The following is a 15,484-nucleotide window of genomic DNA, read 5'->3' on the forward strand; positions in this document are numbered from 1 at the left end:
GGGTGATGGCGATTCTGGTTCTGGCCGATCATGACGGAGGCGTGATCAAGCAGCCGACGCGCTCGGCGCTCGCTGCCGCCGCCCGGATCGGCGCTCTCGCCGGCGGTGAGGTGCACCTTCTCGTCGCCGGGCATGGAAGCGGGGAGGCGGCCCGCGCCGCCGCGCGCCTGCCTGGGGTGGCGAAGGTGCTGCACGCCGATGGTGCCTCGCTCGCGCACGCTCTGGCCGAGCCGATGGCCGCACTGCTCGCCCGGCTCGCGCCTGGCTACACGCACCTCCTCTCCGCCGCCACCGCCCAGGGCAAGAACGTCATGCCGCGTCTTGCCGCTCTGATCGACGTGCAGCCGATCTCCGACATCGCCGCCGTGGTGGCGCCCGACACCTTCGTCCGGCCGATCTATGCTGGCAACGCGCTCGCGACCGTGCGCTCGTCCGACCCGGTGAAGGTGCTCACCGTCCGCGCCGCAAGCTTCGACCCGGTGCCGGCCGAGGGCGGCGCAGCAGCCATCGAGGCGTTGCCGGTGCCCGAGGATCCGGGCCTTTCCCGCTTCATCGGCCAGGAGCTTACCGCCTCCGCCCGGCCCGAGCTCACCTCGGCTCGCGTGGTCGTCTCGGGCGGCCGCGGCATGGGCTCGGCCGAGAACTTCAAGCTGATCGAGGCGGTGGCGGACAAGCTCGGCGCGGCCGTCGGCGCCTCGCGCGCCGCGGTCGACGCGGGCTTCGTGCCGAACGACTACCAGGTCGGGCAGACCGGCAAGATCGTCGCCCCGGAACTTTACATCGCCGTCGGCATCTCGGGCGCGATCCAGCACCTTGCCGGCATGAAGGACAGCAAGGTGATCGTCGCCATCAACAAGGACGAGGAGGCGCCGATCTTCCAGGTCGCCGACTACGGCCTGGTGGGGGACCTGTTCCAGGTCCTGCCCGAGCTCGCCGCCGAACTGGAGAAGACGGCGTGAGCGCAACGATCTCCCGCCTCGGCGTGATCGGCGCCGGCCAGATGGGGTCCGGCATCGCGCATGTCGCCGCTCTTGCCGGGCTCGAGGTTGCGATGGTCGATGTCAACCCGGCCGCGCTTGACAAGGCGGTCGCCTCGATCGCGCGCAACATCGACCGCCAGGTGGCGAAGGGCGCGGTGACCGCGGAGGCGAAGGAGAGGGCGCTTGCACGGATCACAACGGGGACGGACCATTCCGTCTTTGCCGACGCCGACATGGTGATCGAGGCCGCGACCGAGAACGCGGAGGTGAAGAAGGGGATCTTCCGGGCGCTCTGCCCCGTTCTGAAGCCCACGGCGATCATCGCCACCAACACCTCCTCGATCTCGATCACCGGCTTGGCGGCGGCGACCGACCGTCCCGCCCGCTTCATCGGCATGCACTTCATGAACCCGGTGCCGGTGATGCGGCTCGTCGAGGTGATCCGCGGCATCGCCACCGATGACGCGACGTTCGAGGCAACCGTCGCGCTCGCGCAACGGCTTGGCAAGACCACAGCGACCGCGGCCGACTATCCGGGCTTCATCGTCAACCGCATCCTCGTGCCGATGATCAACGAGGCGGTGCAGGCGCTTCAGGAGGGGGTGGGCGACGTCGTCTCGATCGACACGGCGATGAAGCTCGGCACCAACCAGCCGATGGGTCCGCTCGAGCTTGCCGACTTCATCGGGCTCGACACCTGCCTTGCGATCATGCGCGTGCTCCACGAAGGGTTCGCGGACAGCAAGTACCGCCCGGCCGCGCTGCTCGTGAAATACGTCGAGGCCGGCTGGCTCGGCCGCAAGACGGGGCGCGGCTTCTACGACTATTCGACGACCTCGCCTTCGCCGACGCGCTGACCGGCACGTGCGTGGGGCTGTGGTCTCCCGCACAGCCGGTCCTGGCGTGTGGGTGCGGCCTCGGGCGCGAACCGTGAGGGGAACGAGCCGCCTGCGTTCCGACGTCGATCCGCGCCGGGCTCCGTGGCGCGCTCCCGCAGCGTCCGCACGGCCGGTTCGCCTCCCACGGCCGACCCGCGTTTTCCCTGCGGTTCCGCCTGAACGCCGCGATCTGACCGCCGGAGTGACGCGATGAGCCGACGCGAGCCGCCCCCCTCGCCGTGGCAGCGCCGCTGGCAGGAGCGCTACGAGGCGGGAGCCTGGCTGTTCGGAGAGGCTCCGAACGAGTGGCTCGTCTCGAACGCCTGGCGCCTGAAGCCCGGCATGCGTGCCCTCTGCCCCGGCGAGGGCGAGGGGCGGAACGCGGTGTTCCTCGCTTCGCTCGGGCTTGCCGTCACCGCGGTGGATTTCGCCCCCGCCGCGCTCGCCCGCGCCCGCTCCCTTGCGGCGCGGCGAGGTGTGGCGATCACCACCCTCTGCGCCGACCTCGCGTCGTGGGACTGGCCGGAGGCGGCGTTTGATCTCGTGGCGCTGATCTTCGTGCAACTCTCGCCGGAGGAACGCCGCGCGGTGCATGCCGGGGCGGGCCGCGCGCTCGCGCCCGGAGGCTGGCTCGTGCTCGAGGCCTTCGCGCGTGGCGGGCCGCCCGGCTGCGGCCCGCGCACGGAGGAGAGCCGCTACGATGCCGCGATGCTGCGCGACGATTTTCCGGGCCTCGTGATGCACGCTCTGACCACCGGCACCGTGCTGCTCGACGAAGGCGAGGCGCATCGCGGCGAGGCGACGGTGGTGCGCCTGCTCGCGCGACGCGGGGCGTAAGCGACAACGCGCAGGACCGGATGGAGACGCGATGACACCGCTCGCTCCCGGAGACAGGGTCGCGTTCATCGGGCTCGGCACGATGGGCGCGGCGATGGCCGCCAACATCTCCCGCGCGGGCTTCCGCCTCGCAGTGCACACGCGCACGCGCGCACGCGCCGAGGCGCTGGTCGCCTCCGGCGCGCTCTGGGCGGAGACGCCGGGAGAGGCGGCGCGCGAAGCCCGGGCCCTCTGCCTCTCCCTGCCCGACGCGGCGGACGTCAAGGCGGTTCTGTTCGGCGCGGGCGGCGCGGCCGAGGCGCTCGCGCCGGGGTCGATCGTGATCGACTTCTCCACGATCGCCCCGGAGGAGGCGTCGCGCGTCGCCGCCATGCTTGCCGAGCGTGGCGTGGCGATGCTCGACAGCCCCGTCTCAGGCGGGCCGATGGGTGCGGTGCAGGCCACCCTCACCTGCATGGTGGGAGGTGATCGATCCGCCTTCGCGGCTGCCTCGGCCCTGTTCTCGGCCGTTGCCCGAACCGTCACCCATCTCGGCCCCGCGGGATCGGGCCAGGTGTGCAAGGCGGCCAATCAGCTCATCATCTGCGCGACCATGCAGGCCGTCGCCGAGGGGCTCGCTCTCGGCGCCCGCGCCGGGCTGGACGTCGCGGCGATGCGCGAGGCCCTGCTCGGCGGCAGCGCGCGCTCTGCCGTGCTCGAGACCCACGCTTTGCGCATGCTCAAGCAGCGCTTCTCACCTCCCGCCTTCCGCGCCGGGCTGATGCGCAAGGACATCCGAATCGCGCTCGCCGCGGCCCAAGTGCATGGCGTGTTCGCGCCCGCCACGGCGCACGCGGCGCAGATGTTCGAGGCGCTCGCGAACCAGGGCCGCGACGGGGAGGACTGCACCGTCCTCGGCCAGCTCGTCGCCGAACTCTCCGGCCTCGCCGGCGTCCAAGGGTGAGCACGGCTCCCTCCCCGGCCCGGTACGGGCGAATCCTCGCGCTCGCCCTGCCGACGATGACGGTCGCCTCCACCCAGGCCGCGTGCCAAACCCTTGAAGTGGCGTTCATCGGCCGGCTCGGCACCGAGGTGCTCGCGGGCTACGCGCTGGTTCTGCCGCTGCTTCTCCTGATGCAGATGATGTCCACCGGGGCGATGGGGGGCGGGGTTGCCGCCGCGATCGCCCGCGCTCTCGGTGCGGGGCGTCGCGACGAGGCTTCGGCGCTCGTGGTTCATGCTGCGCTGATCGGCCTCTTCATGGGGCTCCTCTTCACGCTTCTGATCGAGGGGTTCGGGCCGGCGCTGTTCCGCGCGCTGGGCGGCACGGAGGAGGCCGTGCGTCACGCCACCCTGTTCGCGCGTATCCTGTTCGCCGGCTCAGTTCTCGTGTGGCTTGCGAACACGCTGGCTTCGGTTCTGCGCGGCGCGGGCAACATGCGCCTGCCGGCGCTGATCATGCTCGGGGCGTGGGGGGTCGACGCCGCGCTCTCGATCACCCTCCTGACCCGGACGTCGCTCGGTATCGCCGGGGCGGCGATCGCCTATGTCGCGACCTTCCTGCTCGCCTGCATCGCCATGACGTTGGCGATCCTCAAGGGCGGGGCGGGGGTGGTGCCGTCGCTTCGGGTCCGGCTCGATCCGGCCCTGTTCCGGCGAATCCTCTCCGTCGGCCTCGTCGCCTCGGCGATGGCGGCGATCGCCAACCTCACCACGGTTCTCGTCACGGCTCTCGTCTCCCGCCACGGCTCGGCCGCGATCGCCGCCTACGGCGTCGGCGTCCGGCTCGAGTTCCTGATGATTCCGCTTGCCTACGGCATCGGCGCGGCGCTGACCGCTCTCGTCGGCCTGCGCGTCGGCGCGGGGGATTGGGCGGGGGCGCGGATCACCGCCTGGCGCGGCGGGGCGCTTGCCGCCGCGATCGCGGGCATGATCGGCGCCTCCGTCGCGCTCGCGCCCGAGCCCTTTGCGCGCGCCTTCGCGGCCGACCCAGCGGTGCGCGAGGCGATCGTTCTCTACCTCGTGGTGATCGGCCCCGCCTTCCCGGCGCTCGGCCTCGGCATGGCGCTCTACTTCGCCGCGCAAGGCGCGGGGCGGATGCGCCTTCCCTTCCTTGCCTCGCTCGCACGCATCGGGCTTGCCGTCGGCGGCGGTGCCTGTGCCGGGGAGCGTTTCGGGCTCGCTGGTCTGTTCGTCGCGCTCTCGGCCGCGCTCGTCGGCTACGGGGCGATCGTCGCGCTCTCGGTCAGGCCGCGCCTATGGTCGGCGGGGCGCGGCGGGCGTTGAGCGGGAGAGCGCGTCGGTGCGGGCGGTCGGGGTCGAACCGACACGCCGGTTGCCCGGCTGCGGATTTTAAGTCCGCTGCGTCTACCAGTTCCGCCACGCCCGCTTGCTACGAGGCATAGCATCCGCGCACACGGCCCGCGAGGCGGGCGATTGACCGGCGTGGCCGTGCGCCGCACCGTCGGCCCCGGAACCGAGGGGGTGACGATGGCGACACGGATCGGTGTGGCGGGGGTGGGAGGGCGCATGGGGCGGCTTCTGGTCGCGGAGATCCTCCGCACGCCTGGGGCCACGCTCGCAGGCGGAACCGTCCGCCCCGGCGGGGCGCTGATCGGGCAGGATGTCGGGCGGATCGCCGGGCTCGAGCCGATGGGCCTGCCGGCGACCGATGACATCACCGCGCTCGCCGCGCGCGCCGATGTGCTGATCGACTTCACCCACGCGGACGCGCTCGAAGCAAACCTCGCCGCCGCCACGGCCGCGCGCACGGCGCTCGTGCTTGGCACGACGGGGCTCACGGCGGACCAGGAGCAGGCGGTTGCCGCCGCAGCGCGCGCCATTCCCGTGGTCCATGCCGCCAATTTCGCCCCGGCGGTGAACGTGATGCTCGGCCTCGTTCGGCAGGCGGCCGCGGCGCTCGGGCCCGAGTACGACATCGAGATCCTCGAGATGCACCACCGCCAGAAGGTCGATGCCCCCTCGGGCACCGCGATCGCGCTTGGCCGCGCCGCGGCGTCGGGGCGAGGTGTCGTGCTCGAGTCGGTGATGGAGAGCGGCCGGCACGGGCATACGGGGCGCCGGGCCGACGGCGCGATCGGCTTCGCCGCCTTGCGTGGCGGCCAAGTGGTTGGAGAGCACAGCGTGATCTTCGCGGGAGCCGTGGAGCACATCACGATCGGCCACCGCAGCTTCGACCGGCGAATCTATGCCGAGGGCGCGCTGCGCGCCGCGCTCTGGGTGGCCGGGCGCGCGCCCGGCCTCTACGGCATGCTCGACGTGCTCGGGATGGAGCGGCCTTGAGCGCGGAGTTTGCGCGGCGCTTTCCCACCCTGTTCCACGTCACGGACGCCGACGCCCTGCCCTCGATCGCCCGGCACGGGCTTCTCTCGGCCGAGGCGCTCTGCACCCTCTTCGACATGGCGGACGCCGGCACGCTCTTGTCGCGCAACCGCGACCGCTATGTTCCGCTCACCCACCCTGTGCATGGAACAGCGGCGCTGCGCCGGCAGAAGCTGCATGACCGTGCGCTCGGGCCCCATCTCGCCGACGGCGTCACGGCCGAGGCGTGGCGCCGCTTCATCAACGCGCATGTCTTCTTCTGGGTTTCGGCGGGGATGGCGGAGACGCTGCGCCGGGCCGAGCCAGGGCGGCGGCAAGTGGTGCTCGCCCTGCGCTCCGCCGCGCTCCTCGGGTCGGGCCTTCCCCTCCTTGCCGCGCCGGTGAACGGCGGTGCCGTGCCGCGCGCGGCGCCGCGCGACGGCAGGCTGCGCGGCCTGGGCCTCTATCGCCCGGTGCACGCTCTCCCGGCGTGCGCGACCGTGAAGGAGGTAGCGGTGCCCGCACGGATCCCGCCCGAGGTTCTCCACACCGCGCGACACGGCTGATGCGGCGCCGCCACATGCAACCATGCTGCCTTGACCCGGCCATGGTTCCCTGCGATCACCCCGCGCGGCGAGACCGGGGGCTAGGGTTCGGGGACCCCGGCGGCACCAGAACCACCCCCGCGACAAGAGGACGAAGCACGCCATGCGCGCGACGGGCGACTACCTGTTCACGAGCGAATCCGTCTCGGAAGGCCACCCCGACAAGGTGGCCGACCGGATCAGCGACACCGTGCTCGACGCCTATCTCGCCGCCGACCCCTACAGCCGCGTGGCGTGCGAGACGCTGGTCACGACCAATCGCGTCGTGCTCGCCGGCGAGGTCCGCGGCCCCGAGACCGTCACACCCGACTATCTGATCCACCTCGCGCGGATGGCGATCCACGACATCGGCTACGACCAGGCCGGCTTCTCCTGGAAGCATGCCGAGATCCACTGCCACCTCCATGCCCAATCCGCCGATATCGCGCTTGGGGTGGATGCCGCCGGCAACAAGGACGAGGGGGCGGGCGACCAGGGGATCATGTTCGGCTATGCCTGCCGTGAGACGCCCGAGCTGATGCCAGCGCCGCTCTACTACGCGCACCTGATCCTGCGGCGGATCAGCGAGCTGCGGCGGAACAAGGACAAACTCGTCGAGGGACTTCTGCCCGACGCCAAGAGCCAGGTCACCCTCCGCTATGTGGATGGCCAGCCCGTCGGCGCCACCTCGATCGTCGTCTCCACCCAGCATGTCGAGGGGCTCGAGCAGGCGGAAATCAAGCGCATGCTCTGGCCGATCGTGGAGAGCAGTCTGCCGCCGGGCTGGATGTGCCCCGAGAGCGAGTTCTACGTGAACCCGACCGGCAAGTTCGTGATCGGCGGGCCGGACGGCGATGCCGGGCTGACGGGGCGCAAGATCATCGTCGACACCTATGGCGGCGCGGCACCGCACGGCGGCGGCGCCTTCTCCGGCAAGGACCCGACCAAGGTCGACCGTTCGGCGGCCTATGCCTGCCGCTACCTCGCCAAGAACGTGGTCGCCGCCGGGCTGGCCGACCGCTGCACCATCCAGGTGAGCTATGCGATCGGTGTGTCGAAGCCGCTCTCGATCTATTTCGACCTGCACGGCACCGGCAAGGATGTCGACGAGGTGAAGCTCGCGCGCGTGGTGGGCGAACTCATGAACCTCTCACCGCGCGGCATCCGCGAGCATCTGCACCTCAACCGGCCGATCTACGTGCCCACCTCGGCCTATGGCCATTTCGGCCGCACTCCGGACGAGGAGAAGGGCACGTTCACCTGGGAGCGAACTGACCTCGTTCCGGCTCTGAAATCCGCCTTCGGTCGGTGAGCGGGCCCGCGCCGCCGGCACGGTCGAAGAAGCTCGACCGCCCGCCGGCGGAGCGGCTCTATGGCCGGCGCCGCGGCCATGCGCTCAGGCCGCGCCAGCTCAGATTGCTTGCCGAGACCCTGCCGCGTCTCGCCTTCCGCCTCGACCAGGCGGCCGAGCCGGCCTCCGCCTTCGCCGTTCCAGTGCGGGAGGTGTGGCTCGAGGTCGGCGCCGGGGCGGGTGAGCACGCTCAGGCGATCGCGGCGGCGAACCCGGAGATCGGGCTGATCGCGGCCGAGGTGTTCGAGAACGGGATCTGCAGCCTGCTCGCGCGCCTCGTGCCCGAGGGGGCCGAGGCGCAGGCGCCGCTTCCGCCCAACCTGCGGCTCTGGCCTGCGGACGCGCGCACGCTGATCGCGGCCCTGCCCGAGGCCTCGCTCACGCGCCTGTTCGTCCTGTTCCCCGACCCATGGCCGAAGGCGCGGCACGCGCGCAGGCGCTTCGTCCACCCGGCCACGCTCGGTGCGCTCGCCCGCGTGCTCGCCCCCGGCGCCGAGTGGCGGCTTGCCTCCGACGACCCGACCTACCAGGCCTGGGTCGAGGAGACGCTCAGGAGCCAGCCGTGGTTCGCCCTCGACAGCGTGGTTGAGACGCGGCCCGAAGGCTGGCCGCCGACGCGCTATGAGGCGAAGGCGCTGCGCGAGGGGCGGCGGCCGCTCTACTGGACGCTCAGGCGCCGGGCCGTTCCGGTGTGAGCGGTGCGACGCGGGCGCACGCGGCGTTGCCGGTGCGATTGCGGTCGCGGCACGGTCCGCCCGCGGGCGAGGATGATGAAGCACAGTCCTCCCGGAACGCCGCCGTGACGCCATCGACGCCGACGCTCGCGATCCTCTCCCTCGCCGCGACGCTCGCGCTTGCCGGAACGGCGGCGCTGGCGCAGGTGCAGCCTCAGGCGCCGGCGACGCCGGTCGGCGTGATCGTCACCGCCGAGGAGGAGGTCACCCCCGCGCAGAGCTTCATCGGCCGAATCGAGGCGGTGAGTCGTGTGTCGCTGGTTGCGCGCGTGACGGCTTCCTCGAGCAGCAGACCTTCCGCGACGGCCAGGAGGTCGAGAAGGACGCGCTCCTGTTCGTGATCGAGCGCGCGCCCTTCATCGCCGCCGTCAACGCGGCGAAGCCGGCGCTCGCCTCCGCCGAAGCCGAGTAGCTCAACGCCGATCTGCAGCTCGAGCGCGCCGAGGAGCTCGCGCGGACCAACAACATCCCGGACGCGACGCGCGACCTTCGCCGCGCTGAGGCGGCGGTGGCGGCGGCGAAGGTGCTCGAGGAGAAGGCCGCGCTCGAACAGGCCGAGATCAATCTCGGCTACACGCTGATCCGCGCGCCGGTTGCGGGGCGGATCGGACGGTCGGCCGTCTCCGTCGGCAACGTGGTCGGGCCGACGACCGGGCCGCTCGCCCTGATCGTCAGCCAGGACCCGATGTACGTCACCTTCCCCGTGAGCCAGCGCGTCCTGCTCGAGCTCAAGCGCGAGCGGCTCGCCACGGGGGCGGCGGCCGGCGCGGTCGACGTGCGCGTCACCTTTCCCGACGGCTCGGTCTACCCCGAGATCGGGCGGATCGATTTCGTCGACGTCACGGTCAGGCAGGCGACGGACACGGTCACCGTGCGCGCCGGGATCGCCAACCCCGACCGGCTGCTCACCGACGGCCAGCTCGTGACGGTTCGGGTCGAGGGACGTGAGCCGGAGAGGAGAGTCGTGATCGCGCAATCGGCCATCCTGCTCGACCAGCAGGGGGCCTATGTGTTCATCGCCGAAGCGAACCGGGCGGCGATGCGCCGGATCAGGACGGGCCAGGCGATCGGTGCGCGGATTGTCGTCGAGGAGGGGCTGAAGCCGGGCGAGAGCCTGATCGTCGACGGGATCCAGCGCATCCGCCCCGGCGCGGCGGTCGTGCCTTCGCCGTTGCCGGCCTCGCCTGGGCGATCCGGCGCGGCGCTCTCGCCGCGGGCGGGCTGAGGCGTCGTGGTCGCCGCCCTGTTCGTCGCCCGCCCGCGGCTTGCCGTCGTCATTGCGGTCGTGACCGTCATCGCCGGGCTGGTGGCGCTCTCCCGCATTCCGGTCGCGCAATATCCGGACATCGTGCCGCCGCAGGTGCGGGTGACGGCGGCCTATCCCGGCGCCTCGGCCGCCGTCGTGGAGGAGACGGTGGCGCAGGTGATCGAGAGCCAGGTGGTCGGGGTCGACAACGCGATTTACATGCGCAGCCTGTCCTCGTCGGACGGGACGTATGCGCTCACCGTGAGCTTCGAGCTCGGCACCGACCCTGACCTCAACACGGTGAACGTGAACAACCGTGTGCAGCTCGCGCTCGCCTCCCTTCCCGACGAGGTGAAGCGGATCGGCGTGACGGTGAAGAAGGTCTCCTCCGCCTTCCTCAAAGTGATCGCCGTCTATGACCCGGACGGGCGCTACGACAACCTCTTCATCTCGAACTACCTCACCATCAACGTGCTCGACCGGCTCAAGCGCACGCCCGGGGTGGGCGATGTGACGCTGTTCGGGCCGCTCGACTACGCGATCCGCGTCTGGCTCGACCCGGCGAGGCTCGCCCAGCTCCGGCTCTCTCCGGCGGACATCCAGGCGGCGATCCGCGGGCAGAACATCCAGGCGCCGGCGGGAAGGATCGGCGCGCGTCCGATCAGCGAGGACCAGCAGTTCCAGCTCACCATCACGACGCAGGGAAGGCTCGCCACGGCGGAGGAGTTCGAGCGGATCGTGCTGCGCGCCAATCCTGACGGTTCGGTGCTTCGCCTCGGCGACGTCGCCCGCGTGGAGTTCGGCGTCCGCGTCGCCGATGTCGAGACGCGCTTCCGTGGCCGGCCGGCGCAGCTCTTCGCCGTGTACCAGGCGCCGGGCGCGAACGCGGTGGCGGCGGCGCGGGCGGTGCGCGCGGCGATGGCCGAGATGGCTAAGCGCTTCCCCGAAGGCCTGCGCTGGGAGGTGACGTTCGACGCCACGACCTTCGTCACCGCGACGATCGACGAGGTGCGGAAGACTCTGCTCGAGGCCTTCGTCCTCGTCGTTCTCGTGGTCTATCTGTTCCTCGGCAACCTCCGCGCCACGCCGATCCCGACCATCGCCGTGCCGGTGAGCCTGATCGGCACCTTCGTCGTTCTCCTCGCGCTCGGGTATTCGGCGAACACGGTCTCGCTGCTCGCGATGGTGCTCGCGATCGGCATCGTGGTCGATGATGCGATCGTCGTGGTCGAGAACGTCGAGCGGGTGATGCACGAGGAGCCTTCCCTCTCGCCCGCTGAGGCGACGGTGAAGGCGATGGCCGAGATCACCGCGCCGATCATCGCCATCACGCTCGTACTGCTCTCGGTGTTCGTCCCGATCGCCTTCATCCCCGGCATCACGGGCGAGCTCTTCCGCCAGTTCGCGGTGACGATCTCGGTGGCGATGGTGCTCTCGGCGATCAACGCGCTGACGCTTTCGCCCGCCCTTTCCTCGCTGCTGCTGAAGCCCTCCGCCGGGCCGAGGCGCGGGCCGATCGAGGCGGTGATGCGGGGCATCGACCGTGTCGCCGAGGGCTATGCCGCGGTGGTGCGGCGGCTTCTGCGCGTTTCTTTCCTGTCGCTCCTGCTGATCGGCGCCTCGATGGCGGGCGTGGTGGGGCTGTCGCGATTGACGCCCGGTGGATTCGTTCCCGAAGAGGACCAGGGGGCGCTGTTCGTGGCGATGCAGCTTCCCGATGGCGCCTCGGTCAACCGCTCGGCCGCGTTCGTGGCCGAGGTCGAGCGGATCGTCGCGGCCCATCCGGCGGTCGAGAGTGTGGCCTCGGTGGTGGGCTTCAGCTTCGTCGACGGGGCAGCGCAGCCGAACGCGGCGTTCCAGATCGTCCTGCTCAAGCCGTTCGCGGAACGTCGCGCGGAGGAGCTCCGTGCCCAGGCGGTGATCCGCGATCTCGCGGCGGCGTTCCAGGGCTTGCGCGAGGGCATCGCGCGGCCCGCGAACGTTCCGCCAATCGTCGGCCTCGGCACAGGGGGCGGCTTCACCTTCATGCTGCAGGATCTCGAGGGACGGCCTCCGGCCGCGCTCGCCCAAGTCATGCGGGGCCTTGTCGTCGCGGCGAACTAGGACGCCAGACTCGCGCTTGTCTTCTCCCCGTTCTCCGCCTCGACCCCAGCGATTTTCCTCGACATCGATCGCGACCGGGCGCAGGCGCTCGGGCTTCAGGTCGCTGACGTGCTCGGCACGCTGCAGGCGCTGTTCGGCCAGGCCTATGTGAACGGCGTCACCCTGTTCGGTCGCACCTGGCAGGTGACTCTGCAGGCCGAGCCGGAGAGCCGGCGCAGCGTGGAGGACATCCTCGGCGTGTTCGTCCGCGGCCCCGCAGGCGAGATGGTGCCGATCCGGTCGATCGCCGAGGTCTCGGTGGTCGAGGCGCCGCAGGCGATCACGCGCTACAACAACGTCCGATCGGCGCCGGTGCTCGGCGCGGGCGCGCCGGGCGTGTCGTCGGGCGAGGCGCTGAGCGCGATAGAGGAGATCGCGGCGCGCACGCTTCCCTCGGGCTACGGCTTCGAGTGGTCGGACATCTCGTTCCAGGAGAAGCGCGCCGAGGGGCAGGTTCCGGCGCTGCTCGCGATGGCGATCCTGTTCGCCTATCTGTTCCTCGTCGGCCTCTACGAGAGCTGGACCATTCCGGTTCCGGTGCTGCTGTCGGTCGCGGTCGGCGTGCTCGGGGCCTTCGCGGGCCTTCTGGTCGCACGCGCGCCGCTCGACCTCTATGCGCAGATCGGCATCGTCGTCCTGATCGCGCTTGCGGCGAAGAACGGCATCCTGATCGTCGAGTTCGCGAAGGAACAGCGCGAGCGTGGGGTGGCGCTGATCGAGGCGGCGACGGCGGCGGCGCGGCTTCGGTTCCGGCCGGTGATGATGACATCGTTCGCCTTCATCCTCGGTCTCGTGCCGCTGGTGACGGCGGACGGCGCGGCGGAGCTCGCGCGGCGGAACGTCTCGGTCGGCGTCTTCGCCGGCATGATCGCCGCCTCTTCTTTGGGGATCTTCGTGATCCCGATGCTCTACGTCGTCTTCCAGCGCTGGCGGGAGCGGATCAAGGGCCGGCTTGCCGGGACGCGCGCGGCGCCTGAGCCGGGCCGCGCCGCCGGAGGCTGAACGCGCGCCACGACGGCCGGTGTCAGGCGAAGCACATCATGCTCAGCCGACGGCTCAGTGCAGGTGCTGCGGGCGCGCAGCGTGTCGCCTGCCTCAGGCGAAGCGGCCAATCTCCGTGCGGCCGGAAATCTCGCGGATCAGCTTGCGCAGCACCGCTCCCTGGAAGGAGTGGAAGTCCTCCGCCGGGATGACGAAGGCGCCAGGGCCGCCGATCACGAATTCCTCGAAATACTGGTCGAGCGTCATGTTCTGCGGCTGCCCGAACGGGGAACGGTCATTCAGGATCGGCAGGCCGTTGATGGTGATTCCGGCATCGACCGCGAGGTCGCGCAACAGCGTCACCGGCGCGCCGGAGTTGTTCACCCCGTCTCCCGAGATGTCGATCACCTTGCGCGTGCCCTCGAAGGGCGCCGCGGCGATCGCCCGCATCGACGCCTCGATCGCGCCCGAAATCGAGGTCCAGCTCATTGAGACGCGCGGCGCGGCGGCAAGCCGTTCCGCCCAGGCATTCGCGGCCTCCTGGCCGTCGATCCGCGTCCAGGGGATGACGATGCGCTGATAGTCGGCCGACGCCCATTCGAGATAGCAGACGGCGATGGCACCCAGCGTGCCCGACCGGATGGCGGAGACCACCCGAGGATCGGTCATCGCGGCGCGGTAGCCCTCGCGCTGGAGCTTGGCTTCGTCCTCGTCGATCGAGCGGCTGACATCGACCGCGAGCACGAGCAGCATATCGACCGGCTCCTCGCTCGCCCGGGCGGCACGCGCCGCGGCGAGGGCGGGAAGAGCGGCGAGCAGGGTGCGACGCGACGCGTTCATGCATGCGACCGTAACAGAGCTGGCATGCGCGTTTCCAGCGCCGCAAAACACTCACGCGAGTTGTGATGCGCCTCTGCTACTGTGCCGCGTCGAGCCCGACGGCGGCTTCCGAAGCGGGCGCGATCTCGGTCACGGGCTCGGCGCGGAGGAGAGCCGCGAGGCGTTCGAGGCGTCGCGACACGCTCTCGCCGGCGAACACGCCGCCACCTTGGGAGAGCCTCAGGATCAGCCGTTCGTTCTCGCGACGAAGGCCGGTCAGCGCCAGAAGCGCGGCCGAGCCGCCCGAAAGCGTGTAGGCGAGACGCAGCGCCGCGCCGATCGCTTCCGCACGCTGCGCCGCGGCGCTGTCGAGGAGGATGCGCGCAGGCGCGAGCCAGGGCTCATCCCGCTCGGCCTCGTGCCGCATCGCGACCGCGAGCGCGAGGAAGGCGCGGGCGTGGTGGTCGAGCCCGATCCCCGGCTGGCGAAGCATGCGCAGGAAGGCCTGCTCCGCCTTGTAGTCGGGATGCTCGTGCGCGCCGATGTCGGAGACCCAGCAGGCCGCCTCGCGCAGCCGACGCTGCTCGCGCGTCTCGCCTGGGAACAGCGGCGCGGTCCAGTCGATCAGGGCAGGCGGCAGGGTCTCGCCGCGGCCGAAGCGGGCGTTGAGCTCGCGCCCGGCGGCAAGCAGCGGGTCCTCGGCGCGCACCGAGGCGGGAAGCCTGCCGGCGAACCAGCCCTCGCGCATGCCGTTGGCCGAGAACACCACACGCCGCGCCCCGGTGACCCGCAACAGCCGACGCAGCACCACCGCGGCGAAGGGCAGCCCATCGACCCGCCTGCGGCTGAGGCCCGGGATCCGGTCGAGCGTGCGCTTGGAGAGGTTGCTGACCACGCCCGTAAGGTCACGCGCCTCCTCGCGCGGCAGGGTGTAGTGGTGGACGATCGCGAGCGGATAGCCGGTCTGGCCGATATGAATTCGCGCCAACGCACGCCAAGCGCCGCCGACGAGGTAGAGATCGCGCCCCGCCCCTTCGCGAAGCCACGGCACAGAGGCGAGCGCCTCCTCGGCGATCGCCCGGGCGCGCACCACGTCTCCCCCGGCGGTCTCCGCAAGCCGAATCACGCCGAGCGGGAGCGTGGCGGTGGCCGCGATCGTTCCCGCCTCGAGATGCACGAGCTCGAGGCTGCCGCCGCCGAGATCGCCGAGCACGCCGCAGGCGTCGGGGATGCCGCAGAGCACGCCCTCGGCGGACAGCCGCGCCTCCTCCTCGCCGGAGAGGACGCGGATCGAAAGCCCCGGGAAGCGACGCCGAAGCATCGCGACATAGGCCTCGCCATTGGCTGCCTCGCGCACCGCGGCGGTGGCCAGCACCTCGAGCGGATCGGCGTCCATTGATCTCGCGAGCGCGACATAGCGCTCGAGAACAAGGACGGATCGGGCCATCGCCTCCTCGTTCAGACGGCCGGTGGCTTGCAGGCCACGGCCGAGGCCGAGGATCGCCTTCTCGTTGAAGATCGCCGAGGGGTTCCGGCCGAGGCCCTCGAAGACGACGAGCCTCACCGAGTTCGACCCGAGATCGACCACGCCCGCGCGCGGCGGCGTGCCCGGCTCCGGCATGCGTGCGGCCG

13 protein-coding genes, 1 tRNA gene and 1 pseudogene are annotated in these 15,484 nt (G+C 71.2%); 12 read left to right on the forward strand and 3 right to left on the reverse strand.

What is annotated here, in order from left to right; genetic code table 11:
• Window positions 1-5 precede the first annotated feature (5 nt).
• The 5 genes from KO353_RS08785 (at window position 6) to KO353_RS08805 (ending at window position 4,960) form a co-directional block, all read left to right on the forward strand.
• Window positions 6-959, forward strand: a complete 954-nt coding sequence (locus KO353_RS08785) for an electron transfer flavoprotein subunit alpha/FixB family protein (protein WP_218284299.1) — start codon at window positions 6-8, stop codon at window positions 957-959.
• Complete coding sequence (locus tag KO353_RS08790) at window positions 956-1,837, forward strand: 3-hydroxybutyryl-CoA dehydrogenase (RefSeq protein ID WP_268906157.1); 882 nt, start codon at window positions 956-958, stop codon at window positions 1,835-1,837. The genes KO353_RS08785 and KO353_RS08790 overlap by 4 nt, the downstream gene beginning before the upstream one ends.
• A 231-nt stretch (window positions 1,838-2,068) precedes the next feature.
• Complete coding sequence (locus KO353_RS08795; RefSeq protein WP_218284300.1) at window positions 2,069-2,695, forward strand: SAM-dependent methyltransferase; 627 nt, start codon at window positions 2,069-2,071, stop codon at window positions 2,693-2,695.
• Between the two features lie 31 nt (window positions 2,696-2,726).
• Window positions 2,727-3,638, forward strand: coding sequence for an NAD(P)-dependent oxidoreductase (locus KO353_RS08800; protein WP_218284301.1), 912 nt, complete (start codon window positions 2,727-2,729; stop codon window positions 3,636-3,638).
• Complete coding sequence (locus tag KO353_RS08805) at window positions 3,635-4,960, forward strand: MATE family efflux transporter (RefSeq protein ID WP_235691764.1); 1,326 nt, start codon at window positions 3,635-3,637, stop codon at window positions 4,958-4,960. The genes KO353_RS08800 and KO353_RS08805 overlap by 4 nt, the downstream gene beginning before the upstream one ends.
• Before the next feature lie 17 nt (window positions 4,961-4,977).
• Here the strand turns inward: KO353_RS08805 and KO353_RS08810 are convergent.
• Window positions 4,978-5,063: transfer RNA gene (locus tag KO353_RS08810), tRNA-Leu, on the reverse strand.
• 101 nt (window positions 5,064-5,164) lie between these two features.
• Between KO353_RS08810 and dapB the strand changes: the two genes are divergently transcribed.
• From dapB to KO353_RS08840, 7 genes and pseudogenes are all read left to right on the forward strand, one after another.
• A complete protein-coding gene (dapB, locus tag KO353_RS08815; protein ID WP_218287320.1) occupies window positions 5,165-5,977 on the forward strand; it encodes a 4-hydroxy-tetrahydrodipicolinate reductase in 813 nt (270 codons plus the stop codon).
• Window positions 5,974-6,561 (forward strand): DUF7002 family protein, encoded by a 588-nt coding sequence (locus tag KO353_RS08820; protein ID WP_218284302.1) that lies wholly within the window; start codon window positions 5,974-5,976, stop codon window positions 6,559-6,561. The genes dapB and KO353_RS08820 overlap by 4 nt, the downstream gene beginning before the upstream one ends.
• A gap of 142 nt (window positions 6,562-6,703) precedes the next feature.
• On the forward strand, window positions 6,704-7,891 hold the full coding sequence (gene metK, locus KO353_RS08825) for a methionine adenosyltransferase (RefSeq protein WP_218284303.1): 1,188 nt from the start codon (window positions 6,704-6,706) through the stop codon (window positions 7,889-7,891).
• On the forward strand, window positions 7,888-8,625 hold the full coding sequence (gene trmB / locus KO353_RS08830; protein WP_218284304.1) for a tRNA (guanine(46)-N(7))-methyltransferase TrmB: 738 nt from the start codon (window positions 7,888-7,890) through the stop codon (window positions 8,623-8,625). Before metK ends, trmB begins: the two co-directional genes overlap by 4 nt.
• 104 nt (window positions 8,626-8,729) lie before the next feature.
• Window positions 8,730-9,005 carry a hypothetical protein gene (locus tag KO353_RS16465; RefSeq protein ID WP_235691765.1) on the forward strand — a complete coding sequence of 92 codons (276 nt, stop codon included), beginning with the start codon at window positions 8,730-8,732 and terminating at the stop codon, window positions 9,003-9,005.
• 125 nt (window positions 9,006-9,130) lie between these two features.
• Window positions 9,131-9,889: an efflux RND transporter periplasmic adaptor subunit gene (locus KO353_RS08835; protein ID WP_235692108.1), complete on the forward strand. Its 759-nt coding sequence runs from the start codon at window positions 9,131-9,133 to the stop codon at window positions 9,887-9,889.
• A 6-nt stretch (window positions 9,890-9,895) separates the two neighbouring features.
• Window positions 9,896-13,054 (forward strand): annotated as a pseudogene (locus KO353_RS08840) (efflux RND transporter permease subunit).
• Between the two features lie 93 nt (window positions 13,055-13,147).
• Here the strand turns inward: KO353_RS08840 and KO353_RS08845 are convergent.
• Together KO353_RS08845 and KO353_RS08850 are read right to left on the reverse strand one after the other, a co-directional pair.
• Window positions 13,148-13,873, reverse strand: a complete 726-nt coding sequence (locus KO353_RS08845; protein WP_218284305.1) for a DUF1194 domain-containing protein — start codon at window positions 13,871-13,873, stop codon at window positions 13,148-13,150.
• Window positions 13,874-13,949: 76 nt separating this feature from the next.
• Entirely contained in the window at window positions 13,950-15,473 is a 1,524-nt protein-coding gene (locus tag KO353_RS08850; protein WP_218284306.1) for a Ppx/GppA family phosphatase, read from the reverse strand.
• Window positions 15,474-15,484 lie beyond the last annotated feature (11 nt).

This window comes from Elioraea tepida (assembly GCF_019203965.1).
Lineage (GTDB): Bacteria > Pseudomonadota > Alphaproteobacteria > Acetobacterales > Acetobacteraceae > Elioraea_A > Elioraea_A tepida.